Source organism: Pseudactinotalea sp. HY160, assembly GCF_009372055.1.
Lineage (GTDB): Bacteria > Actinomycetota > Actinomycetes > Actinomycetales > Beutenbergiaceae > HY158.
On record NZ_WHMT01000004.1, the window covers coordinates 143,576 to 167,790 of the forward strand.

Annotated in this window: 21 protein-coding genes; 1 reads left to right on the forward strand and 20 read right to left on the reverse strand. The window is 72.7% G+C overall.

Annotated features, from left to right (window positions below):
• Positions 1 to 6: 6 nt before the first annotated feature.
• The 12 genes from GCG21_RS06070 to rimP form a co-directional block, all read right to left on the reverse strand.
• Positions 7 to 441, reverse strand: a complete 435-nt coding sequence (locus GCG21_RS06070; RefSeq protein ID WP_152818367.1) for a VOC family protein — start codon at positions 439 to 441, stop codon at positions 7 to 9.
• An 85-nt stretch (positions 442 to 526) separates the two neighbouring features.
• The gene (locus tag GCG21_RS06075) at positions 527 to 1,885 is read right to left on the reverse strand and encodes a pitrilysin family protein (RefSeq protein WP_152818368.1); all 1,359 of its coding nucleotides are present in this window, start codon (positions 1,883 to 1,885) and stop codon (positions 527 to 529) included.
• Between the two features lie 12 nt (positions 1,886 to 1,897).
• Positions 1,898 to 4,111 carry a polyribonucleotide nucleotidyltransferase gene (locus tag GCG21_RS06080; RefSeq protein ID WP_152818369.1) on the reverse strand — a complete coding sequence of 738 codons (2,214 nt, stop codon included), beginning with the start codon at positions 4,109 to 4,111 and terminating at the stop codon, positions 1,898 to 1,900.
• 201 nt (positions 4,112 to 4,312) lie between these two features.
• A complete protein-coding gene (gene rpsO, locus GCG21_RS06085; RefSeq protein WP_153878343.1) occupies positions 4,313 to 4,582 on the reverse strand; it encodes a 30S ribosomal protein S15 in 270 nt (89 codons plus the stop codon).
• A 173-nt stretch (positions 4,583 to 4,755) separates the two neighbouring features.
• Complete coding sequence (locus GCG21_RS06090) at positions 4,756 to 5,790, reverse strand: bifunctional riboflavin kinase/FAD synthetase (RefSeq protein WP_370517333.1); 1,035 nt, start codon at positions 5,788 to 5,790, stop codon at positions 4,756 to 4,758.
• Positions 5,791 to 5,889: 99 nt separating this feature from the next.
• The gene (locus GCG21_RS06095) at positions 5,890 to 8,118 is read right to left on the reverse strand and encodes an acyltransferase family protein (RefSeq protein ID WP_152818372.1); all 2,229 of its coding nucleotides are present in this window, start codon (positions 8,116 to 8,118) and stop codon (positions 5,890 to 5,892) included.
• A 158-nt stretch (positions 8,119 to 8,276) separates the two neighbouring features.
• The gene (gene truB, locus GCG21_RS06100; RefSeq protein WP_152818373.1) at positions 8,277 to 9,233 is read right to left on the reverse strand and encodes a tRNA pseudouridine(55) synthase TruB; all 957 of its coding nucleotides are present in this window, start codon (positions 9,231 to 9,233) and stop codon (positions 8,277 to 8,279) included.
• Complete coding sequence (rbfA, locus tag GCG21_RS06105) at positions 9,230 to 9,676, reverse strand: 30S ribosome-binding factor RbfA (protein ID WP_152818374.1); 447 nt, start codon at positions 9,674 to 9,676, stop codon at positions 9,230 to 9,232. Before rbfA ends, truB begins: the two co-directional genes overlap by 4 nt.
• A 152-nt stretch (positions 9,677 to 9,828) precedes the next feature.
• Positions 9,829 to 12,801: a translation initiation factor IF-2 gene (gene infB / locus GCG21_RS06110; protein WP_370517334.1), complete on the reverse strand. Its 2,973-nt coding sequence runs from the start codon at positions 12,799 to 12,801 to the stop codon at positions 9,829 to 9,831.
• A gap of 105 nt (positions 12,802 to 12,906) precedes the next feature.
• Positions 12,907 to 13,185: a YlxR family protein gene (locus GCG21_RS17215; RefSeq protein ID WP_152818376.1), complete on the reverse strand. Its 279-nt coding sequence runs from the start codon at positions 13,183 to 13,185 to the stop codon at positions 12,907 to 12,909.
• 95 nt (positions 13,186 to 13,280) lie between these two features.
• Positions 13,281 to 14,243 (reverse strand): transcription termination factor NusA, encoded by a 963-nt coding sequence (gene nusA, locus GCG21_RS06120; RefSeq protein ID WP_152818377.1) that lies wholly within the window; start codon positions 14,241 to 14,243, stop codon positions 13,281 to 13,283.
• 10 nt (positions 14,244 to 14,253) lie between these two features.
• Positions 14,254 to 14,739 (reverse strand): ribosome maturation factor RimP, encoded by a 486-nt coding sequence (gene rimP, locus GCG21_RS06125; RefSeq protein ID WP_152818378.1) that lies wholly within the window; start codon positions 14,737 to 14,739, stop codon positions 14,254 to 14,256.
• A gap of 96 nt (positions 14,740 to 14,835) precedes the next feature.
• Between rimP and GCG21_RS06130 the strand changes: the two genes are divergently transcribed.
• Complete coding sequence (locus GCG21_RS06130; RefSeq protein WP_152818379.1) at positions 14,836 to 15,867, forward strand: hypothetical protein; 1,032 nt, start codon at positions 14,836 to 14,838, stop codon at positions 15,865 to 15,867.
• Here GCG21_RS06130 and GCG21_RS06135 read toward each other — a convergent pair.
• From GCG21_RS06135 to GCG21_RS06165, 8 genes are all read right to left on the reverse strand, one after another.
• Positions 15,824 to 17,605 (reverse strand): proline--tRNA ligase, encoded by a 1,782-nt coding sequence (locus GCG21_RS06135; RefSeq protein WP_227993343.1) that lies wholly within the window; start codon positions 17,603 to 17,605, stop codon positions 15,824 to 15,826. The two genes, GCG21_RS06130 and GCG21_RS06135, sit on opposite strands and share 44 nt — an antisense overlap.
• 71 nt (positions 17,606 to 17,676) lie before the next feature.
• Positions 17,677 to 18,543, reverse strand: a complete 867-nt coding sequence (locus GCG21_RS06140) for a GNAT family N-acetyltransferase (protein WP_370517335.1) — start codon at positions 18,541 to 18,543, stop codon at positions 17,677 to 17,679.
• A 3-nt stretch (positions 18,544 to 18,546) separates the two neighbouring features.
• Positions 18,547 to 18,696 carry a hypothetical protein gene (locus tag GCG21_RS16180; RefSeq protein WP_194164963.1) on the reverse strand — a complete coding sequence of 50 codons (150 nt, stop codon included), beginning with the start codon at positions 18,694 to 18,696 and terminating at the stop codon, positions 18,547 to 18,549.
• 16 nt (positions 18,697 to 18,712) lie between these two features.
• Positions 18,713 to 19,981 carry an RIP metalloprotease gene (locus GCG21_RS06145; protein WP_152818380.1) on the reverse strand — a complete coding sequence of 423 codons (1,269 nt, stop codon included), beginning with the start codon at positions 19,979 to 19,981 and terminating at the stop codon, positions 18,713 to 18,715.
• A 107-nt stretch (positions 19,982 to 20,088) separates the two neighbouring features.
• Complete coding sequence (locus GCG21_RS06150) at positions 20,089 to 21,279, reverse strand: 1-deoxy-D-xylulose-5-phosphate reductoisomerase (RefSeq protein ID WP_152818381.1); 1,191 nt, start codon at positions 21,277 to 21,279, stop codon at positions 20,089 to 20,091.
• Positions 21,276 to 21,818, reverse strand: coding sequence for a DivIVA domain-containing protein (locus tag GCG21_RS06155; RefSeq protein WP_152818382.1), 543 nt, complete (start codon positions 21,816 to 21,818; stop codon positions 21,276 to 21,278). Before GCG21_RS06155 ends, GCG21_RS06150 begins: the two co-directional genes overlap by 4 nt.
• A complete protein-coding gene (rlmN, locus tag GCG21_RS06160) occupies positions 21,819 to 23,030 on the reverse strand; it encodes a 23S rRNA (adenine(2503)-C(2))-methyltransferase RlmN (protein WP_227993345.1) in 1,212 nt (403 codons plus the stop codon).
• Between the two features lie 55 nt (positions 23,031 to 23,085).
• Entirely contained in the window at positions 23,086 to 24,198 is a 1,113-nt protein-coding gene (locus GCG21_RS06165) for a phosphatidate cytidylyltransferase (RefSeq protein WP_152818384.1), read from the reverse strand.
• Between the last annotated feature and the right edge of the window lie 17 nt (positions 24,199 to 24,215).

Below are 24,215 nucleotides of genomic sequence, written 5' to 3' on the forward strand. Positions count from 1 at the left end.
GCCGGATCACGCGGCCGGCGTGGCCTCGCACGAGAACGCCCACATGACCCCGTACCGGTCGAATACCTGACCGTAGTAGTCGCCCCACGGCGCCTGCCCGAACGGCATCCCGACGTGGCCCCCGCCGGCGACGAAGGCGTCGATGTACCCGCGCGCCTCCTCCGGGGTCTCGGTCGTGAACAGCAGCGAGTACGCCGTGCCGCCGACCGGATAGTCCGTGCCCGGATCCATCGAGTCCCCGCCCGCGATGACGCCGGCCGGCAACGTGAGCGTCGCATGGGCGACCGCGTTCGGGTCGGGCTCGAAGCCCATGCCCGCCATCGGTGGCGCGTCGCCGTACCGCAGGATGTCGAGCTCGCCGCCGAGCACCTCGTGCCAGTGCGCCATCGCCTCGGCCGTCGTGCCGGGCAGGGCGATATAGGTTGCCAGGGACTGTGCCATCACGGCTCCTCACGAGATCTGCGTGCGCGAGCCACACAGTGTGCCACGTCGGCTCCGGCAGCGACAGGGGCGAACCCGCGGCGGGCTACGGGAGCGGCAGTGCGTCGTCCCTCGGCCCGACGGCCACGAGGTGGCGCGGCTGCCCGGCGAGGTCGGCGGCGAGCTCTCGCACCTGCTCGGCGGTCACGGCGGCGATGCGGGCGAGGTTCTCGTCCACGGTCGTCAACTCGCCCAGGGTGATCTCAGCGCGGCCCAGCCTGGCCATGCGCGCGCCGGAGTCCTCGAGCCCGAGCACGAGGTTCCCGCGCACCTGGCCGATGCCGAGGGCGAGTTCGTCGGCGCCGACGGGCTCGCGGGCGAGGCGCTGGAGCTCGGTCTCGATGAGTTCGACCACCTGCTCGGCGCGATCGGGCGCGCAGCCGGCGTACACGCCGAAGAGCCCGGTGTCCGCGTACCCGGCGGCGAAGGAGTAGACGGAGTAGGCCAGGCCGCGCTTCTCGCGGATCTCCTGGAAGAGTCGCGAGCTCATCGAGCCGCCGAGGACGGCGTTGAGCACGGCGAGGGTGAACCGGCGCTCGTCCGTGGCGCTCGGCCCGAGCCCGCCGAGGAGGATGTTCGCCTGCTCGAACGGGCGGGCGATCGCGCGGCTCGAGGACGCGCCGGCGAGCCCGCTGGTCGCCCCCAGCAGGGGGCCGGCGAGGGAGGGACTGCGGCGTGCCACCGGGGCGAGGTCCGCCGGCAGCTCCCACCCGCCCGCGGCCACGCCGCGCAGCACGGCGCCGGCGAGCCGGTCGTGGTCGACGTTGCCGGCGGCACAGACGACGAGTTCGTCGCTGCGGTAGTTCGCCCGGTAATGCTCGAGGACGGCGTCGCGCCCCGTGGCATTGATCGTCGCCGGGGTGCCGCCGATCGGGCGGGCGAGGGCGTGCTCTCCGAAGACGGCGGCGGCGAACGCCTCGTGGGCGACGTCGACCGGATCGTCGCCGGCCATGGCGAGTTCCTCGAGGATGACGCCGCGTTCGGACTCGAACTCGTCCGCGTCGATGATCGAGGAGGTGACCATGTCGAGGATGGTCTCACTGGCCATCGGCAGGTCCGCGTCGAGCACGCGGGCGTAGTAGGCCGTGTACTCCTTGGCGGTGGCGGCATTGGCCTCCCCGCCGACGCCGTCGAACGCGGCGGCGATGTCGAGGGCCGTGCGCGTGGGGGTGCCCTTGAACAGCAGGTGTTCGAGGAAGTGGGTGGACCCGTGGTGTCCCCCGGTCTCGTCCCTCGACCCGACCGCCACCCAGGCACCGATCGCTGCGGATCGCTGCCCCGGAACGGACTCGGTCAGCAGCCGGATCCCGCCGGGGAGGACGGAGCGGCGCATGAGCGCGCCGCCCGCCTCCAGCGAGACCTCGGTGCCCGGCGCGGCGGCCGGGCCGAGGACGAGGTCAACCATGGATGCCGGGGACTACTTCGCCTCGGCGGCGGAGGCGTCGGCCTCCTCCTCGACCACCGCGTGCAGCGAGAGCTTGCCGCGGGGGTCGATCTCGGCGAGCTCGACCTGGACCTTCTGCCCCACCGACAGCACGTCCTCGACGGCGTCGATGCGCTTGCCGCCCACGAGCTTGCGCACCTGGGAGATGTGCAGCAGGCCGTCCTTGCCCGGGGTGAGCGAGATGAACGCGCCGAAGGACGTGGTCTTGACGACCGTTCCCACGAACCGCTCCCCGACCTCGGGCATGTGCGGGTTCGCGATGGCGTTGACCGCCTGGCGGGCCGCCTCGGCGGACGGGCCGTCGACCGCGCCGATGAACACGGTGCCGTCGTCCTCGATGGAGATGTCGGCGCCCGTGTCGTCCTGGATCTGGTTGATCATCTTGCCCTTGGGCCCGATGACCTCGCCGATCTTGTCCACGGGGACCTGCACCGTGATGATGCGCGGGGCCGTGGGGGCCATCTCGTCCGGGGCCTCGATCGCGCCGGCCATGACGTCGAGGATCGTCAGGCGGGCCTGACGGGCCTGGGTCAGCGCGCTCGTGAGCACGGAGGCCGGGATGCCGTCGAGCTTCGTGTCGAGCTGGATGGCCGTGATGAACTCACCCGTGCCGGCGACCTTGAAGTCCATGTCGCCGAATGCGTCCTCGGCGCCGAGGATGTCGGTCAGGGCGGCGTACTTCGTCTCGCCGTCGACGGTCCCGGAAACGAGACCCATCGCGATGCCGGCGACCGGGGCGCGCAGCGGCACACCGGCGTTGAGCAGCGAGAGCGTGGAGGCGCAGACCGACCCCATCGAGGTGGACCCGTTGGAGCTGAGGGCCTCGGAGACCTGACGGATCGCGTAGGGGAACTCCTCGCGCGCGGGCAGCACGGGCACGATCGCCCGCTCGGCGAGCGCGCCGTGGCCGATCTCGCGACGCTTGGGCGAGCCCACGCGGCCGGTCTCACCGGTCGAGTAGGGCGGGAAGTTGTAGTTGTGCATGTAGCGCTTGCGGGTCACCGGGGAGAGGGTGTCCAGCTGCTGCTCCATCTTGAGCATGTTGAGCGTGGTCACGCCCAGGATCTGGGTCTCGCCGCGCTCGAACAGGGCCGAGCCGTGCACGCGCGGGAGCACCTCGACCTCGGCCGAGAGGGTCCGGATGTCGGCGAGCCCGCGGCCGTCGATGCGGAAGCCGTCGGAGAGGATGCGGGTGCGGATGACCTGCTTCTGCACGCTGCGGAACGCGGCGGACAGCTCCTTCTCGCGCCCCTCGAACTGGCCGGCGAGAGAGGAGACGAGCTCCGACTTGAGCTCGTCGAGGCGGTTCTCGCGCTCCTGCTTGCCCGCGATGGACAGGGCGGCGTCGAGGTCGGCCGCGGCCTTCGCCTCGACGGCCTCGTACACGTCCGCCTCGTAGTCGGGGAAGAGCGGGAAGCTCTGGGTCTCCTTGGACGCCTGGGCGGCCAGGTCCAGCTGTGCCTGGGCGAGCGCGGCGACGAACGGCTTGGCGGCCTCGAGCCCGGCGGCCACGACGTCCTCGGTCGGGGCGGTCGCGCCCTGGTTCTTGATGAGGTCCCATGCCTGGTCGGTGGCCTCGGCCTCGATCATGGCGATCGCGACGTCGTCCCCGACGATCCGTCCGGCCACGACCATCGAGAACACGGCGCGCTCGACCTCGGAGTAGCGCGGGAAGGCGACCCACTGGTCGTCGATCAGGGCGATGCGCACGGCGCCGACCGGGCCGGAGAACGGCAGGCCGGAGATCTGGGTGGACAGCGACGCCGCGTTGATGGCAAGGATGTCGTAGGAGTCGTCCGGGTGGATCGCGAACACGGTGCCCACGACCTGGACCTCGTTGCGCAGCCCCTTGACGAACAGCGGGCGCAGCGGGCGGTCGATGAGGCGGCAGGCGAGGATCGCCTCGGTCGAGGGGCGGCCCTCGCGGCGGAAGAACGAGCCGGGGATCTTACCGGCGGCGTACTGGCGCTCCTCGATGTCGACGGTCAGCGGGAAGAAGTCGAATCCCTCCCGGGGGTGCTTGCCCGCGGACGTCGTGGACAGCACGACGGTCTCCTCGTCGAGCGTGGCGAGCACGGCGCCGCCGGCCTGCTGGGCGAGGCGGCCCGTCTCGAAGCGGATGGTGCGGGTGCCGAACCGACCGTTGTCGATCGTGGCTTCGGCGTACTTGATCTCGGGACCCTCCATGGGTGCCCTCCTTCGTGTGGATCGATCCCGGCCCGCGGCGGTCATCGATCGAGGCCCACGGATCCACGATCCGGGAGCCACTACCGAGGACCTTCGCCTGCCGGCGATTCTGGTTGTTCTCGTTTCTGGCTGCGGCCGGGAACCCCGGCCGGTACACGACACCGGCCCGGTCCCCGAGGGGACCGAGCCGGGGCGGTCAGGCTAGCGGCGCAGGCCGAGTCGCTCGATGAGCGTGCGGTAGCGCGCGATGTCGGTCTCGCGCAGGTAGCCGAGGAGGCGGCGGCGCTGACCGACGAGCAGCAGCAGACCACGACGGCTGTGGTGGTCGTGCTTGTGGGTCTTGAAGTGCTCGGTCAGATCGGTGATCCGCTGGGTGAGCAGGGCGACCTGAACCTCGGGCGACCCGGTGTCGCCTTCGCTGGTCGCGTATTCGGCGATGATCTTCTTCTTGACGTCCGCAGCAAGTGGCACCGGCGTCTCCTTTTCGTTTTCCGTTGCGCGGAGCTCCGGGGCATATCCACCCGGGCATAACAATTCCGCGGCCGATCGAACGGCAACGTCCATCGTATCAGGCGGCGGCGTCCGGGTATCGGGCGGGCGACTGAGACGGCGCACACACCGCGCAGGCGCCCCTCCCACACGGCTCAGGCGCGGTTCGCCCTGGGCTGGGTCGGCTGAATCGAGGGCTGGATCGGCTGGATCGAGGGCCGAACCGAGGGCCGCGGGACACCGAGCAGATCGGCCGCCTGGTCGACGTCGGTGTTCATCCGCGCGATGAGCTCGTCGATGCCGTCGAACTTGAGGGTGGGTCGCAGCCGGGCCACGAACTCGACGACGATCTCCCGGCCGTAGAGCTCGAGGTCGGTGCGCCCGAGCACGTGCGCCTCGACCACGCGGGCCATCCCGGAGAACGTCGGGTTCGTGCCGATGGAGATCGCCGCGGGCATCCGCTCGGAGGTGCCGCTGCCCCAATCGGTCGTGAGCCAGCCGGCGTACACGCCGTCGGCTGGAATGGTGCCGCTCGCGTCCGGGGCGAGGTTCGCCGTCGGGAATCCGAGGTCGCGTCCGCGGGCCTGCCCGTGGACGACGACGCCGCGCATCCGGTGCCAGCGCCCGAGGATGCGGCGCGCATCGGCCACCGCTCCGGCGGCCAGGAGCTCGCGCACCCAGGTGGAGGAGGCGCGCCGGTGGGAGCCGTCGGCGGGCACGTCGGTGACGATCCCGACCTCGAAGCCGAGCTCGCCTCCGAGCTCGGCCATCGTGCCCCGGTCCCCCTCGTTCCCCGCGCCGAACCGGATGTCCTCCCCGACCACGACCGCTCGCGCCCCGAGGCCGTCGCGCAGGTAGGTGCGCGCGAAGGCCACCGCGCTCTGGGCCGCGAAGGCCGGGGTGTAGTGGATCACGAGGCAGGCGTCGAGGCCGGCCGCGGCGAGCAGGTCGAGCCGGTCGGCCAGCCCGGTGAGCAGCACGGGCGCGCCCTCGGGGCGATGGATGCGCGCCGGATGCGGATCGAAGGTGATCGCCACGGCCATGACACCCCGCTCGCGGGCGGCGCGCACCGTGGCCGCGAGCACGGCGGCATGGCCGGTGTGCACGCCATCGAAGTTCCCGATGGTGATCGCCGTTCCGGCGCCGGCCACATCCGCCGGGATCTCCTTCAGTCCACGCCAGATCTGCACGCGGTTCCGCCTCTCCAGTTCGCTCTCGCCGGTCCTAGCGTGCCACCACGGCGGGTGCCTGCGCGAATTGGCGCCCGCCCACGCGACCGCCGGCGGGCCTCACCCGGCGGCCGCCCCCGTGCCGAGCAGCGGCTCGACCTGGCCCCAGACGTAGTCGGCGAGGGTGCGGGCGTAGGTCTCGGTCACGTGCTGCTGGTCGCGATAGACCATCACGTTGCCGATGACCGGCGGGCATTCGTCCGCGGTGCAGTACTGCCCGGTCATGTCGACCCAGGTGACGTCCGGATCGCCCGCGGCGGCCGCCCGCTGGCGGTCGAGCGGCATCGCGTCGTCCTTGTCGATCGCGCAGTCCTCGGGATCGTTCAGGTTCTCGAGCACGCACTCCGTGGTCTCGTCCTTGGGCAGCATCATCGGGTTGTCGCTCAACACCGCCACGGGGGCGACCGCGCGCAGGTCCTTCCACATCTGCCGGAAGCCGTCCGTGGGGCTCGGCACGTCCGCGCTCTCGACGAAGGGGTGGTCGGTGAGGTTGGAGGTGACGAACAGGTCGGCCTCGTCCCGGTCGACGATGTCGGCCAGGGTCGCCCGGTTCGCCTCGAGGCACGGGCCCCCGCGGGTGGCGTCGGACTCCCGCTGGGCGAAGCTGAACGGGCACGAGGCGTGCAGGTAGGTGACGATGCGCAGGCTCTGCTCTTCGGCGATCTTCTGGAACGCGGGCAGGTACTGCTCGGTGTGGGAGTCGCCGACGAGCACGACGGTCGTGCCCGCGTCCTCGTCGCCGAAGACGCAGCGCGGCGTGGTCGGGTCGTCGATCGAGGACTTGCAGTCGTCCTTGGCGCTCTCCGGCAGGTCCTCGCGGGCCCGGGAGGGCGTCGGCGCGATCCCGGCCGCGTTCTGCACGAACGGGCGGTATCCGCTGCGGCTGATCGACTCGGATCCGAAACCGCGCGGCGGATTCGACTCGAGCGCCTGGGCCTCGCTCTGGAGGGTCGTGCTGCTGTGGTGGAACCAGCCCACCGTGCCGGCGCCGGCGATCGCGGTGAACGACATGCTCACCGCGGCGACGGCCACGAGCCGCGGCAGGGCGGTGTTGGCGGAGGTGTGGTGCAGGAACGGCAGCTCCACGAGATGGCGGGAGAGTGCGCCGAGCAGGAATGCGAGCGCGACCCCGAACCCGAGCGCCACCGCCGGGCTCACCCCGGGAAACAGGTAGGGCAGGAACACGACGACCGGCCAATGCCACAGGTAGAGGGAATAGGAGGCGTCGCCGCACCACTGCACGCTGCGGGCGCCGATCAGGTGCGCGAGGGCGCCGTCCGGCCTGGCCTCGATCCACCGGTTCGCCCCGAGGATCATCGCCGCGGTGCCGACGGTCGGCGCGAGCGCCGCGACGCCGGGGAACGGCGTGGCGGCGTCGTAGGTCACGAGCGCGAAGGCGACGAGCGCCGTCCCCGATCCGAGCCAGGCCCCGCCCCGACGGGGGCCGCGCGCGAGTCGCTGGAGCTGCGGCCAGTGCACGGCGACCAGGCCGCCGAGGGCGAGCTCCCAGGCGCGGGCGGGGGTGACGAAGTAGGCCGCCGGATCCCCGGCGATCACCTGGAGGGCGCTGTAGGCGCCGCTGCCCGCGACGACCGCCCACAGCACGACGCCGGCGACGAGCCGCGGCGAGGCCGGTCCGTGCCCCCGCCGCCGGCGCCACCACGTGGCCGCGGCGATCGAGGCCACGAGCAGCGCGGGCCACACGAAGTAGAACTGTTCCTCGACCGACAGGCTCCAGTAGTGCTGCAGCGGGCTCGCCGCAGCCCCTTCGGCGAGGTAGTCGACGGACTGATGGGCCAGATACCAGTTCTGGCCGAAGAACGTCGTGGCGAGCGCCTCGTGGCCGAGGTCGGTCCACCGGTTCATCGGCAGGATGAGCACGCCGGCGACCGTGATCGCGGCCAGCGCGGCGCTCGCCGCGGGCAGGATCCGCCGGATGCGCCGGCCGTAGAAGCCGCGGAAGCTCAGCCGGCCCTCGCGGGCGATCTCGCGGATCATCAGCCCGGTGATGAGGTAGCCGGAGATGACGAAGAAGATGTCGACGCCGACGTAGCCGCCCGGCAGGGCGCCCGGGCGGAAGTGATAGGCCATGACGGCGAGCACCGCGAGCGCCCGCAGCGCCTGGATCTCCGGTTGGAAGCGCGCGCGTGTGGACGACGCAGCTCGCCGCCCGCTCGGCCGTGACCGGTCGCTCGGGCTGCTCGCCGCAGGTACCCCGGATGCGCCCGATGCCAGGCCGACGTCGCCTCCGGGGTCGCGGAGGCCCGCTGTCCTCGGTGCTGCTGCCACGTTCTCCCCTGGGTCGGCGTCTCGGGCGGACGACCGGCCGCACCACGATCCTGCGCGCGGATCGACCGATCGTTACCGAATCGAGACTATCAAACCGGCCTCTCGGTGTCGCCCGGCGGACCGGAACCGAGCGGGGAGAGTGGCCCGCGCCCCGGGGATCAGGCCGGGTCGAGCACGAGCACGGGGCGGGCCCGCTCACCGTCGAGGCTCAGCACGGCGATCCCGCGCCCGGCCGGGTCGAACGCGCCGGCGAGCTCGGCCATGCCGCCCGCCGCGAGTGACTGGCCGTAGCGGACGGCCCGGGCCTCGCCCTCGGTCAGCTCGCGGGCGGGCAAGAGCAGCCGCAGCGCAGTGGTCACGCTCAGCAGCGCATCCGGGGCGGTCCGGGGCAGGGTGTCGTCGGCGCGGACCGCCGCAGTTCGGGCAGCCGTGGCGGTGGGTTCGGGGTCGAGGTCGAAGGGTCCGACCCGGGTGCGCCGCAGCGCGGTGAGGTGGCCGCCGCAGCCGAGTCGGGCGCCGAGATCCCGGGCGAGGGCGCGCACGTAGGTGCCGGAGGAGCAGTCGATCACGGCGTCGACGTCGACGACCGGTGTGCCGTCGGCGGCGACCGACGCGCGGGGCTCGGCCAGCGCGAACCGGTGGATCGTCACGGGCCGGGCAGGCAGGGCGACCTCCTCCCCCGCGCGCACCCGGGCGTAGGCGCGCTTGCCGTCGACCTTGATGGCCGAGACCGCGCTCGGAACCTGCTCGATCGGTCCGCGCAGCCCCGCGGCGACGGCCTCGATCCCGTCCGGCTCGAGCCGGACGACGCGCTCCGGGCCGGCGGCGAGGCGGGCGCCCGGGGAGGAGGTCGCCTCCCCCTCGGCGTCGTCGGTGTTCGTGCCCTGGCCGAGCCGGATGGTGGCCGTATAGGTCTTGTCCACGCCGACGATATAGGTGAGCAGCCGGGTGGCACGCCCGATGCCGAGCACGAGCAGGCCCGTGGCCATCGGATCGAGGGTGCCGGCGTGTCCGACCTTGCGGGTCCCCAGGGCGCGCCGCGTGCGGGCGACGGCGCCGTGGGAGGTGAGGCCCGCCGGCTTGTCGAGCAGGAGCAGGCCGTCGGGGGCGTTCAGGGTGCCTCGTCCGTGGGGGACTCGGCGCGGGGGGTCCGGTAGGGATCGGCGTCGCCGGCGTAGCCCGCTCGTTCGCGCAGCTTCGCCACCTCGGCGTCGTGGGCGGCCGCCCGCGCGAGGGCCGAGTCGAGGTGGGCGGCGGTCTCGGGGATGGAGTCGACGGTGAACTCGAGCGTGGGGGTGAGCCGCACGCCCGTCTGCTTGCCGACTTCGGATCGGATGAGGCCCTTGGCCGATTCGAGCGCCGCGGCGGTGCTCGCACGGTCGGTCTCGTCGCCGTAGACGGTGTAGAACACGGTGGCGTGCTGGAGGTCCCCGGTCACGCGCACGTCCGTCACGGTGATGAAGCCGAGGCGCGGGTCCTTGATCCGGGTGTCGAGCATCTGGGCGACGATCTGGTGGATACGCTCACCGAGCTTACGGGCGCGGGGGTGATCGGCCATGTTCCTTCTCCTGCTCTCGGCCCCCGCGCGACCCGCGCGGGGAGTGTGATGGGCCGTGTGTGGGTGGGCCGCCGGCACGCCGGCCGGCCCGGGAGGCGCCTCAGGGCCCCAGCCTAGTGGCCGGGACCCTGAGGCGATGACGCCGCGGACGGTCAGTCGCGCGGGATCTCGCGCATCTCGAACGTCTCGATGACGTCCCCCTCGATGATGTCGCGGTGGCCGAGGCCGATACCGCATTCGAAGCCCTCGCGGACCTCGGTGACGTCGTCCTTCTCCCGCCGGAGCGAGGAGATGGTGAGGTTGTCGGCCAGGACCACGCCGTCGCGCAGGAGGCGGGCCTTCGTGCCGCGCTTGATCGTGCCGGAGCGCACGATCGACCCGGCGATCGAACCGACCTTGGAGGAGCGGAACACCTGCCGAACCTCGGCGGAGCCCAGCTGGGCCTCCTCGTACTCGGGCTTGAGCATGCCCTTGAGCGCGCTCTCGATCTCGTCGATCGCCTGGTAGATGACCGAGTAGTACTTGATCTCGACCCCCTCGCGGTCGGCCAGTTCGGCCACCCGCTCGGCGGTACGGACGTTGAACCCGAGGATCACGGCGCTGTCGACCGTGGCGAGGTTGACGTCGTTCTGCGTGATCGCACCGACACCGCGGTGGATGATCCGCAGCGCGACCTCGTCGCCCACATCGATCTTGAGCAGGGCGTCCTCGAGTGCCTCGACGGCACCGGAGACGTCGCCCTTGAGCACCAGGTTGAGCGTGTCGACCTTGCCGGCCTCGAGGTGCTCGGTGAAGTCCTCGAGGGAGACGCGCTTACGACGCTTGGCCAGCATCGCGGCACGCTCGGCGGCCTCCCGCTTGTCGGCGATCTGCCGGGCGGTGCGGTCGTCGGGCGCGACGAGGAAGCTGTCCCCGGCTCCCGGGACCGACGTGAGGCCGAGGACCTGGACCGGCCGCGCGGGACCGGCCTCGGTCAGGGACTCACCGTGCTCGTCGAACATGGCCCGGACACGGCCGTGGGCGGTGCCGGCGACGATCGCGTCGCCGACGTGCAGGGTGCCCGATTCCACGAGCACCGTGGCGACCGCTCCGCGGCCCTTGTCGAGGTTCGCCTCGATGGCGACGCCGCGGGCGTCCTTGTCGGGGTTGGCCCGCAGGTCGAGGGCGGCGTCGGCGGTGAGCAGGACGGCCTCGAGGAGGTCGTCGATGCCCGTGCGCTGCTTGGCGGAGACGTCGACGAACATGGTGTCGCCGCCGTACTCCTCCGCCACGAGGTTGTACTCGGTGAGCTGCGCCCGGATCTTGTCCGGATTCGCGTCGGGCTTGTCCACCTTGTTCACCGCGACGACGATCGGAACGTTCGCCGCCTGTGCGTGGTTGAGAGCCTCGACCGTCTGGGGCATGACGCCGTCATCGGCCGCGACCACGAGGATCGCGATGTCGGTCACCTGGGCGCCGCGGGCACGCATGGCGGTGAACGCCTCGTGACCGGGGGTGTCGATGAAGGTGATCGCGCGTTCGAGGCCCTCGTGCTCGGCGTGGACCTGGTAGGCACCGATGTGCTGGGTGATGCCACCGGCCTCGCGGGTCGCCGTGTCGGTGTGACGGATGGCGTCCAGCGTGGCGGTCTTACCGTGGTCGACGTGGCCCATGACCGTGACGACCGGCGGGCGCGCCTGCAGGTCCTCGTCGGTCTCGGCCGCCTCTTCCGCCTCGAGGTCGATGTCGAAGCTCCCGAGGAGCTCCTTGTCCTCCTCCTCCGGCGACACGATCTCGATGACGTACCCGAGTTCGCTGCCGAGGGTCTGGAAGGTGTCCTCGTCGAGGGACTGCGTGGCGGTGGCCATCTCTCCCAGGTGGAAGAGCACCTGCACCAGGCTCGCGGGGTTCGCGTCGATCCGGTCGCCGAAGTCCATGAGGGAGGCGCCGGCGCGGATGCGGATGACGGTCGAACCGTTCCCACGGGGAACCTGGACGCCGCCGATCGACGGCGCGGACTGCTGTTCGAACTCCTGCCGCTTCGCGCGCTTCGACTTGCGCCCGCGAACCGGACGGCCGCCGGAACGACCGAACGCTCCCTGCGTGGAGCCACGGCCACCGCGACCGCCGCCGCGGCCACCGAAGCCGCCGCCACCACCGGGACGACCGGGACCGCCGCTGCGACCGCCGCCGCCGCCGGCACCGCGACCGGCACCGCCGCCGCGACCGCCACCGGCGTTCGTGGCACCCGGGCGGCCCACACTCGAGCGGCCGGGCATCATGCCGGGGCTCGGGCGCGGCCCGCCGGGACGCGGTCCCGCCGCTCCGGCTCCGGCACCCGTGCCACCCGCTCCACCGGTGCCACCGGGGCGAGGACCTGGACGCTGCCCCGGACGGGGCATGCCCTGGCTCGAGGCGAACGGGTTGTTCCCCGGGCGAGGCGCGCCGGGGCGCGGTCCGCCACCGGAGCGGCCGCCGCCGCCGGGACGCTGCCCCGGACGGGGCATGCCCTGGCTCGAGGCGAACGGGTTGTTCCCCGGACGCCCCGCGGGCTTGGGCGCGGGCTTGGGCCCGGGACGCGGGGCCGGGCGGGCCGCCGCCTCACCCTGATCGGACGGCGCTGCCGGCGTCTCGCCGGCGGCGGGCTTCGCGACCGGAGCGGCCGGTGCCGACGGTTGGGCCGGTGCCGACTGGGCCGGTGCCGCGGGCTCGGGAGCCTTGGGGCCGGGGACCGGTGGCACGGGCGCCGCGGGTTCCGGAGCCTTGGGGCCGGGCTTGACGGCACCGGCCTTGACTGCACCGGGCTTCGGCGCCGCCGGGGCCTCCGCGTCGGCGGTGGCCGATCCGCTCGGGGTCGCCGGCGCGCTCTGCCCACTCGGCTCACTCGACGTGGCCGGCTTGGTCGGTGCGGCGGCCGCACCGGCTGTGGCCGGCTTCTCGGCCGGGGTCGCCTTGGGGGTCTTCTTCTTAGCCGGCGCAGCCGCCGGCTGATCGGGGAAGGCCTCACGGAGCCGCCGCTGAACGGGGGCTTCGATCGTGGAGGAGGCGGACTTGACGAACTCGCCCAGCTGCTCCAATTTGGCCATCACAGTCTTGCTGTCAACGCCGAGCTCTTTGGCGAGCTCGTGAACGCGGACTCGTGACACAACTCTCCTGTCCAGGTCCGCCCGGACAGGAACGGACCGTCGCTAGTGGTGATTCATCGCTGGGAACTCATCGGGGGCCCATCGGCTTCTAACCCGCTTTCTTGATCAACGACGGATGGTGTGGAGCCACTCCGTCACCTGGCTGAGGTCCACCGCTCGGGTGGTCCGCAGTCCCCGGGGGAAGGCCCGGGTGGTGAGGGCGCGGTCCAGGCAACGTGGGTGCTCGTGCACCCACACTCCCCGACCCGGGGCGCAGGCGGAACGATCGACGGTGACGACCGGATGGTCGTCGGACCGGTGATCGATCACCAGGCGTACCAGGGCGGACCTGCGGTCCTTCGTCCGGCATCCCACGCACGAACGTATCGGCACGTGAGTACTCATCGATCGAACCTCTCGAGTACGGTGCGAGCGCCGAAGGCTCGTGAACGCTGGATGACCGGGCGTCGGCCCGTGGGCCAGTGTATACCCCGCTTCGCTCAGGCCTCCACGTCGGGGTGGATGTCGATCCGCCAGCCGGTGAGTCGAGCGGCGAGACGGACGTTCTGTCCTTCCTTCCCGATCGCCAGTGAGAGCTGGAAGTCGGGTACGACGACGCGTGCCGAACGCTCCGCGGCGTCGACGATCTCGACCGAGTCGACTCGGGCCGGGGAGAGCGCCGCGGCCACGAAGACCTTGGGATCCTCGCTGAAATCGACGATGTCGATCTTCTCCCCGCGCAGTTCGCTCATGACGGCGCGCACCCGTTGCCCGAGCGGGCCGATGCAGGCGCCCTTCGCGCCGAGGCCGGCGACGGTCGAGGAGACGGCCATCTTGCTCCTGTGTCCGGCTTCACGCGCGAGCGCGCCGATGACCACGGAGCCGTCGGCGATCTCGGGCACCTCCATCGCGAAGAGCCGGCGCACGAGGTTCGGGTGGGTGCGCGAGACCGTGATGTGGGGTCCCTTCATGCCGCGGGAGACCTCCACCACGTACACGCGGATCCGTTCGCCGTGGACGTAGGTCTCGGTGGGGACCTGCTCGGTGGCGGGCAGGACGGCCTCGACCCCGCCGACGTCGACGAGCACGGTCCGGGGATCGGGGCCCTGCTGGATCACCCCGGCGAGGATGTCGCCCTCCTTCCCCCGGAAGTTGCCGAGCACCAGGTCGTCCTCCGCGTCGCGCAGACGCTGCATGATGACCTGGCGGGCCGTCGAGGTGGCGATGCGCCCGAAGTCGTCCGGGGTGTCGTCGAATTCGGGGGACGACGGGTCCTCCTCCTCGCGCGCGTACACGGTCACGCGTCCGCTGCGACGGTCGAGTTCCACCCGGGCGTGCGGGAAGGCGTACGGGGTCTTGAGGTAGGCCAGTTCGAGGGCCTGCTCGATCGCCGAGGCGAGCGCCTCGAGCGGGATGTCCCGTTCCGACTCGACCAGCCTGAGCGTGGTCATATCGATTTCCATGACGGCCTCCTCAGGCGTGATCCGCGGCGGGGCGGAAGTCCAGGTTGATGCGGCCACTGCGCACGGTCGCGAGGGCGACGGCGGTCTCGCCCGCCTCGGTGCGCAGCACGACCTGCGCGTCGTCGGCGGCCACGACCCGGCCGGTGACGGAACCGTCCTCTGTGGTGAGGGTGACGGAGCGGCCCTCGGCGCGCCGGAAGTGCCGGGCGGTCGTGAGGGTCCGATCCGCGCCCGCGGTCGTGACCTCGAGGGTGTAGCTGCCGGGGATGCGGTCGGCGACGTCGTCCATGGCCCCCGACACGGCGCGGGTGACGTCGGCGAGCCGGTCGGAGTCGACCCCGCCCGGGCCGTCGGGCAGGTCGACGATCACCCGGAGCGTGCGGTGTTTCGCGGGTCCGGTCAGGGCGACGTCCTCGAGGAAGAGTCCGGCGTGGGCGACCACCGGCGTGAGCACGCTGGTCAATGCGGTCCGAAGGTCCGCGCGTTCGGCGGCCATGGCTCCTCCTTGTGTAGTTGTCTCGCGGTCGCGCGTGCGACCCACCCGTGGCGGCAGTGCACCAGCCTAGGCCGAGGACGTGGCACGATCAACGTCATGACCATCCGCCGGGCCCTCGCCACCCTGACCGCCGGGGTGGCGATCGCCGCCCTGTCAGCCGGCTGCGGGGTGCGGATCGGCTCGCCCCCCGCGCCGATCCCGTCCCCCGACGCCGTCGAGCAGCTCCGGCAGCTGCTCGCGCGCAACGCCACGGGCGTGGCGGACGTCACGAGCCGGGTCGAGGCCACCTCGGCGAATGCGGCCGAGGGGCCGGGCCCGGCGGACCTCTTCGGGCTCGTCTCGGACATCGGTTCGGAGCAGGCCGGGGACCTGGGCGGGGTCTGGACTCCCCCGCCGCGCCCCGCGACGGACACGCACGACCCTGCCGACCCTGCCGGCTCCGGCGACCCGACCGACCCGGTCGACCCGACGGAGCCGACGGAATCCACAGAACCGGCCGTGCTCTCGCCCGAGGCCGCGGTCGCTGAGCTGACCGCCTCCCTGACCGAGCTCGCCGACCTGGCCGAGCAGGACCTGCCGGAGGGCTGGATCTCGACCGTCGGATCGATGCTCGTGACCCGGCAGGCGATGGTCGGCGCGGGCCGCGACCTCCTCGGCCTCGACTGCGGGCCGGTCTGCCCGGCCCCGCTCGCACCGGTGAACCTCAACGACGGCGCGACCAAGGATTCGATCATCGCCCACCTCGACGCGATCGGGTACCTGGGCGAGATCGCCGCGGCGCAGGCGGACGGCGAGGAGCAGGAGGCCCTCGCCGCCCGCGCAGCGGACCATCGGGCGGCGGCGCGCACGATGATCGCAGCGGCCGCGGGCACCGACGCCGACCCGCGCCGACCCGCCTACGCGATCGGCGCGGATGGGGTGGACACGGCGATCCGGCTGCGCCAGGGGGAACTCGTCGCGGCCTGGATCGCCGCGGCGCAGGAGAGCCGCGGCCCGGAGCGGGCCGCCGCGCTCGACCAGGCGTGGACGGCGTACTTCGGCACCCATGGCGGGGCCGTGGTCGGCGGCCCGTGGCCGGGCCTGCTCAGTGGGCCAGGGCCGAGCGAACCCGATCGATCAACTCCGTGACGGCCGCCTCCGGCGCGAGCTCGACCCGGTCGCCGCTCGCGCGCGTGCGCACCTCCACCACCCCGCTCGCCAGCCCGCGCCCGACGACGAGGATGAAGGGCACTCCGAGGATCTCGGCATCGGCGAACTTGACCCCCGGGGAGACCTTGGGTCGGTCGTCGTAGAGCACCTCGAGCCCGGCCGCGTCGAGCCGGCCGGCGAGATCGGCCGCGGTGTCGAAGACCGCCGCGTCCTTGCCCGTGGCCACGACGTGCACGTGGAACGGGGCGACGTCGACGGGCCAGGCCAGGCCCGCGTCGTCGCAGGTCTTCTCGGCGAGGGCGGCGAGCACACGCGTGACGCCGAGGCCGTAGGAGCCCATCGTCACGGTGACGGCCTTGCCGTTGCGATCGAGCACGTTCAGGCCGAGCGCCTCGGCGTACTTGCGACCGAGCGCGAAGATGTGTCCGACCTCGATGCCGCGGGCCAGTTCGAGCGGCCCGGAGCCGTCCGGGGCGGGATCCCCGGCCCGGACCTCGGCCACGTCGATCACGCCGTCCGCGCCGAAGTCCCGGCCCTTGACGAGGTGGGCCACGTGCCGGCCCGGCACGTTCGCGCCACTCACCCAGGCCGTGCCGTCGACCACCCGCGGATCGAGCAGGTACCGCACGGGCGAGGGGGCGTCGTCCGCACGTTCCGGGGCGTTGGGACCGAGCACCTGCGGGCCGACGTAGCCGGGCACGAGCTCGGGCCGGGTGCGCAGGTCCGCCTCGGTCGCGGTCTCGGCCTCGGCCGGATAGAGGGCCGCCTCGAGCCGCTTGCCGTCGACGTTGCGGTCGCCGGGCAGTCCGATCGCGAGGACCTCGCGGTCGCCGTCGGGGTGCACGGCGGTCACGAGCACGTGCTTGAGCGTGTCCGCCGCCGTCCAGGGCCGGTCGGCGCGCGGAAAGAGTTCGTTGGCCGAGTCCACGAGGGCCTCGATCGTGGCGGCGGCGGGGGTGTCGTGCACGATCGGCGCGGGTTCGCCGGACGCGTCGACGGCGGGCGGGACCGGGGTGGTGACGGCCTCGACGTTCGCCGCGTAGCCGCCGGGTGAGCGGACGAACGTGTCCTCGCCGATCGGGCTCGGGTGCAGGAACTCCTCGCTGCGCGAGCCGCCCATGGCCCCGGCGGTCGCCGAGACGATGGCGTACTCGAGGCCGAGCCGGGTGAAGATGCGCTCGTAGGCGGCGCGCTGGGCGTCGTAGGAGGCCGCCAGGCCCTCGTCGTCGACGTCGAAGGAGTAGGCGTCCTTCATGATGAACTCTCGCCCGCGCAGGAGCCCCGCGCGGGGGCGGGCCTCGTCGCGGTACTTCGTCTGCAGCTGGAAGAGCGTGAGCGGCAGGTCCTTGTAGGAGGAGTAGAGATCGGCGACGAGCAGCGTGAACATCTCCTCGTGCGTGGGCGCGAGGAGCAGGTCGTTGTCCCGGCGGTCCTTGACGCGGAACAGGTTCGGCCCGTACTCGGTCCAGCGCCCGGTGGCCTCGTACGGCTCCCGCGGCAGCAGCGCCGGGAAGTGCACCTCCTGGGCGCCCGCACGGTTCATCTCCTCCCGCACGATCGCCTCGATCTTGCCCAGCACCCGCAGCCCCAGCGGCAGCCACGTGTAGATCCCGGGGGCGGCGCGGCGCACGTAGCCGGCGCGCACGAGCCAGGAGTGGCTGGCGACCTCCGCGTCGGCCGGGGCCTCGCGCAGGGTTCGGACAAAGAGGGAAGACATCCGCATGAGCACGCCGGAAGTCTAGTGGATCCGGGGAGGCCGTCGGGGCCGCGGCTGCCGGGCGCGCGCCGTCAGAAGAGCACGGAGGCGAACGTGCCGATGCGCTCGAAGCCCACCCGCTCGTATGTCGCCAGCGCCCTGCCGTTGTAGGAGTTGACGTACAGCGAGACGGTCGGGGCGATCTGCCGGCGCGCGTACTCGATCACCGCCGACACGGCCGGGGCGGCGAGGGATCGACCACGGTAGGCGGGGTGGATCCAGACCCCCTGCACCTGGGTGACCCCGAAGCCGAGGGTACCCAGGTCGGCCTTGAACACGACCTCCCGGCCACGCGGGCCGTCGTCGATCCGCACGAGCGAACGCCCCCCGGCGATCAGCTCCCGCACGCGCCGCTCGTACGCCCCCGCGACCCCGAGCGGGGAGTAGCCGACCTCCTCGGTGAACATCGCGACCGCGGCCGGGAGGAGGAGGTCGAACTCGGCCATCGTCGCGGGCCGGACGCTCGGGTCGGGCGGCACGATCGGATCGTGGTCGATGAGCAGCGACGGCTGATCGCTGCGGATCTCCCGGACCGGCCAGCGCTGGTCGCGCAGCCGCTCCCACAGGCCGAGCACCTGGTCGGCCGGGCCCACGATCGAGGAGAACCGCCGGCCCCGCCGGCGGATCCGCCCGGCGAGCTCGTCCAGCTGCTCGGGGGTGAAGCCGACCGGCACGATGTTGCCGCCGATCCAGCAGACCGCCGACAGTTCGCCGCCGGTGCCGGGCGCGCGCGCGACCAGGACCGACTCGCCGAGCGCACCCGACCAGCGGAGGGTCTGGACCGGCTCGGCCATGAGGGCGGTCTCGATCGGGTGGGCGGCGCAGAAGGCGACGATCAGCTCGGGATCGATCTCCCGGCCGGTCGTCACCTTCGAGGCCGACCGGCCCCACGCACGCACGAGCTATCCGACCGCGATCGACGGGCTCGGACCGGCCGCGTCCAGGTCGGCGGCGCCCCGGGTGGGGGCGACGCGCCCGGCCGCACGGCGCGGCGCGGACACGAACGGCCGCTCCCGCGCGACCGGCGTGCCGAGGCTGATCGGACTGCTCACGGGCTCAGTATCCCATCTAGAGGGTGACGGGCTTGACGATGTCGGCGACGGCGAGCAGCACGGTCATGCCCAGGAGCACCGTGAACACGGCGTAGGTCAGCGGCATGAGCCGGGCGGTGTCGACCAGCCCCGGGTCGGGGCGGCTGCGCCAGGCGGCCCAGCGTCGCCGGGTGCCCTCGAACAGTGCGCCGGCGATGTGTCCGCCGTCGAGCGGGAGCAGGGGGATCATGTTGAACACGAAGAGGGCGATGTTGAGCGAGGCGAGCAGCGAGAGCAGATCGGCGGCGCGCTCCTTGGCGCCGTACTGATCGACCGAGACGGAGGCGATCTCGCCGGCGATGCGGCCGGCCCCGATGAGCCCCATGACGCCGGGGTCGCGCGGGGCGTCGGTGAACAGCGCGGTCGCGATCCCGTAGAGGCGCTGCGGCAGCTGGACGACGATCTCCGCCGTGCCGGCGGTGACCTGCCAGACGACGCCGGGAACCTCGGTCAGCGGCTGCGGCCGCAGGGCGAACGTGCCGGTGATGCCGACGATCGGCGTGGTCTCGCTGCCGGAGCCGTCGGCCGCGGGCCGCGTGGTCATCACCGGGGTGATGGTCGTGGTGAACTCGCCGCCGTCGCGTTCGACCCGCACCTCGGCGGGATCGGCGCCGCCTGCCGAGATGGCCGCCACGAGGTCGGCCCAGTCGTCGATCGACTCGCCGTTCCAGGCGACGATCCGGTCGCCGTCCTCGAGACCGGCGGTCGCCGCCGGGGAGGCGGGGTCCTCGGCCGTGCACTCCCCCGTCGTGCTCACACACGGCGAGACCGCCGAGACCCGGTTCGTGGCGACCGCGGTGCCGAGACCGGCCACGACGATCGTGAACAGCACGGCGGCGATGACGAGGTTCATCACCGGGCCGCCGAACATGACCGCCAGCTTCTTGGGGGTGCTGAGCGAGTAGAAGGTGCGGTGCTCGTCCCCCGGATCGACCTCCTGGGCGCTGTAGGAGCGGGCGTCCTCGGAGACCCGGTCCATCCAGCCGCGCAGTCCCCGTCTCGGCTCGCCCTGGCGGCCATTCGGCGGGAACATGCCGATCATGCGCACGAAACCACCGAGCGGGACGGCCTTGACGCCGTACTCGGTCTCGCCGCGCCGGGTGGACCACAGGGTGGGTCCGAAGCCGACGAAGTACTGCGGGACCTTGACCCCGAACCTCTTCGCGGGCAGCAGGTGCCCGATCTCGTGCAGGGCGATCGAGATCACCAGGCCGACAGCGATCACCAGGACACCGAACCAGAACATCACTGACCCATCGTAGGCGCCGCGGCCGTGGCCGGCGGCGCCGCGACGCGGAGGCCCGGTGGATCAGGTGTGGATCAGACGTGGATCAGTCGCGGATCAGTCGTGGATCATCTGTGCGAGCCGGCGGCGATGAGGTCCCGCGCGCGGCCCCGCCCCCACTCCTCGATCTCCTCGAGCCCGACCAGGTCGAGTGCGGCGGCGTCGACGCCGTCGTGATCGTCGAGCACGTGGGCGATGACCCGGGTGATCCTCGGGAAGGGGAGCCGCCCGGCCAGGAACGCGGCGACGCACTCCTCGTTGGCGGCGTTGAGCACGGCCGGATGCGAGGCCGAGGCCGACGCGGCGGCGCGGCACAGCCCGATCGCCGGGAAGGTGTCGGAGTCGACGGGTTCGAACGTCCACGTCGTCTCCTCCTCCCACCGGCAGGGCTGGACGAGGCCCGCGACGCGGTCCGGCCAGCCGAGGCCGAGCCCGATCGGCAGCCGCATGTCGGGCGGGGAGGCCAGCGCGGTGGTCGAGCCGTCGACGAACTCGACCATCGAGTGCACGATCGACTGCGGGTGCACGACCGTGGCGATCCGGTCGAGCGGCAGGTCGAAGAGCAGCTGCGCCTCGACGAGTCCCAGCCCCTGGTCGACGAGCGTGGCCGTGTTCGTGGCGACCGCCGGTCCCGTTCGCCGGGTCGGGTGGGCGAGGACCTGCTCGGGCGTCACCCCGCCCAACTCCTCCCGCGCGCGGCCGCGGAACGGCCCGCCCGAGGCCGTGAGCACGAGCCGGGCGACCTCCTCGGTACGGCCCGAACGCAGCACCTGGGCGATGGCGGAGTGCGCCGAGTCGACCGGCACGATCTGGTCGGGCCGGCTCCGGGCGGCCCGAACGAGCGCGCCCCCGGTGACGAGGGACTCCTTGTTGGCCAGGGCGACGGTCGATCCGGCACCCAGCGCGGCGAGCGTGGGCCCGAGCCCGACCGAGCCCGTGATCCCGTTGAGCACGACGTCCATGCCCGCACCCGCGATCCTCGTCGCCGCCTCGGCCCCCACGAGCACCTCCGGGCGGGCCGAGCGCCCGAGGTCGCGGCGGGCCCGGTCGAGCGCGTCCGCCGCCTCGGCGCGGTCGCCCCGGGCGAGGGCGAGCGCCTCGACCCCGAACCGGACCGCCTGCCGGGCCGCGAGCTCGAGGTTCGCCCCGCCGGCGGCCAGGGCCGTGAGCGTGAACCGATCCGGGTTGGCCGCAATGACCTCGAGGGTCTGGGTCCCGATGGATCCCGTGCTCCCGAGGAGTGTGACCGACCGGGTCATTCGACGGCGAGGAGGATGTCGACGGCGCGGTCGAGGAACGCGTCCACCGGGCCCTCGTCGTAGGCGTGGGGCCGGCGCGCCGAGGCGAATGTGACCGTGCGCAGATCCGTCGCGGACAGGGCCCGGCCCGAGTCGAAGTAGTCGACGAGCCGGTCGAGCACGGCGTCGACCCCGGCCCGGTCGTAGCCCCGCCCGCGCCGCGGCTGCGCGAACCGCTCCCCCGCGGGCCGGTTGAGCCGCGGGTAGAGCACGGTGGCGCGCTGGGCGACGTCCGCCATCCACGCGTCCTGGCCGTGCGTCTCCATGAAGGCGGTGCGCTCGCGCTGGATGAACGCGTTCTCGAGCCGGTCGAGGGCGGCGTCCACCGCGCCCGGGCGATAACCGCCCCGGACCAGGTCGAACGCAGCCCGCCGGACGTCGTCCGCACTCATGCCGGTGCCGCCCTCGTAGGCGGCGCGCGCCTCGGCGAAGAACTCGTCGACCTGGGCGCGCTCGTAGCCCGTCGAGGTCCCGGACACCCGGGGGAACATCTGCGCCATCTACTGCTCCTCGTCGCTCGCCGTGCCGGGCCGGTCGGCACCTGCCGGCGCGGCCGACTCCCGCACCTCCGCGGCCAGTTGTCCGCAGGCGCCGTCGATATCGCTGCCGCGGGTGTCCCGCACCGTGGTCGCGATGCCCGCATGCCGCAACCGTGCCACGAACTCCTCCTCCACGTGCTTCTCACTCGCCGTCCAGATCGAACCCGGGGTCGGATTGAGCGGGATCGGGTTGACGTGGGCCCAGCCGTGGCCGCGGTCGTTCAACTCCTTGCCGAGCAGGTCGGCGCGCCAGGCGTGGTCGTTCATGTCCTTGATGAGCGCGTACTCGATGCTCACGCGCCGGCCGGTCACCTCGAAGTAGTGGCGCGCCGCGTCGAGCGCCTCGCCGACCTTCCAGCGCGAGTTGATCGGGATGAGCTCGTCGCGCAGCTCGTCGTCGGGGGCGTGCAGCGAGAGCGCGAGGGTCACGGGGATCCCCTCGTCCGCGAGCTTGCGCATCGCCGGCACGAGGCCCACGGTCGAGACCGTGATGTTGCGGGCGGACATGCCGAAGCCCTCGGGGCTCGGCGCGACCATCCGGCGCACGGCCGCCATGATCGACTTGTAGTTGGCCATCGGCTCGCCCATGCCCATGAACACGATGTTGCTCAGCCGGCTCGGCCCGCGCGCGAGCTCCCCGTCGCGGCACATCCGGGCGGCCTGGCGCACCTGTTCGACGATCTCCGCGGGCGAGAGGTTGCGGGTCAGGCCCATCTGACCGGTCGCGCAGAACGGGCAGGCCATCCCGCAGCCGGCCTGGCTCGAGACGCACAGCGTGGCGCGATCGCGATACCCCATGAGCACGGATTCGACCTTGACCCCGTCGAACAGGCTCCACAGGGTCTTGACCGTGGCCCCGCCGTCCGCTTCGAGACGACGCACCTCGCCCAGGAGGTCGGGCACCAGTTCGTCGATGGCCGCCTCGCGCATCGCGGCCGGGATGTCGGTCATGTCGGCCGCATCCCGGGTGAGATGCTCGAAGTAGTGGGTGGAGATCTGTCGGGCCCGGTAGCCGGGGAAACCGAGGTCGCGCAGGGCGGTGACGCGTTCGTCGAGGGTGAGGTCCGCCAGGTGCCGCGGCGGCTTGCCGCGGCGGGGCACGGAGAAGCTCAGGGTCGGCTTCGGGAGCGTCGCCTTCTCGTGGGCGGGCAGGACTTGGCGCTGGGAGGTCATTGCGGGCATTCTTTCAGATTCGCACTGCGGGTGCGGACCGGGCGGCGGCACACGGTCAGCCGCCGAGGGTGAGGAGCATCGCGGTGAACACGACCGGGGCGGCGATGAGGATCGAGTCGACCCGGTCGAGGATCCCGCCGTGGCCGGGCAGGAGGGATCCCATGTCCTTGACCCCGAGGTCACGCTTGATGAGCGACTCGGACAGGTCGCCGAGGGTGGCCGCCGCGACCGCGACGGCGGCGAGCACGAGGCCCACGTACCAGGGGAGGTCGAGGAGGAAGAGCGCGCCGGCCACGCCGACGAGGCCGGCGAGCACGACGGATCCGGCGAAGCCCTCCCAGGACTTCTTCGGGCTGACGGTCGGGGCGAGGGGATGGCGGCCGTAGAGCACGCCCGCGATGTAGCCGCCCGTGTCGTTGGCGATGACGAGCGCGAGGAACACGAGCACGCGCTCGGGCCCCTGGGACTGGCCGAGCATGAGCAGGAGGAAGCCGGCGAGGAAGGGGATGTAGGCCGCCGCGAGGATCGCCACGGTCGCGTCCCGCAGCGCGAGCGGGCCCCCGCCGTCGAGGACCCGCCAGATGAGCACTCCCCCGGCGGTGAGCACGAAGGCGACGAGCAGCGCCTCGGTGCCGGCGGTGTAGGCCGAGACGAGGATTCCCACGGCCCCGACCCACAGCGGCGCCAGCGGGAGCTCGATGCCCCGGGTGCGCACCGCCCGAGAGAACTCCCACAGCCCGCCGAGGCAGCCCGCCAGCACGAGGGCCACGAAGCCCCACGGCTTCGGCGGGGACCCGAACGGCACGAACAGTCCCACCCCGACCACCGCGATGAGCACCGCGGCCACCGCCAGCGCCGCGGGCAGGTTCCGGCCGGCCTTGCGCGGGGCCCGGGCAGTGGGCTCGGTCGGGTCGGTGGGTTCAGTGGGGTCGGCGGGCCGGGTCGGGTCGGCGGGTCGAGTGGGGTCAGCCGGATCCGTGGGGTGTGCCGGGTCAGAGGGGTCGGGGTCAGAGGGGTCGGCCAGCTCGGTCGGATCGGTCGGATCCGTCGGCTCGGTCGGGTCCGTCGGCTCGGTCGGGTCCGGCGGGTCGGCCGGATCGTGGGCACGTTCGGCCGCCCGCTCGGCGGCCCTGCGGTCGCGGCGGGTGGGGTGCCCCGATGCTGCCATGGACGCCTCCGGTTCTC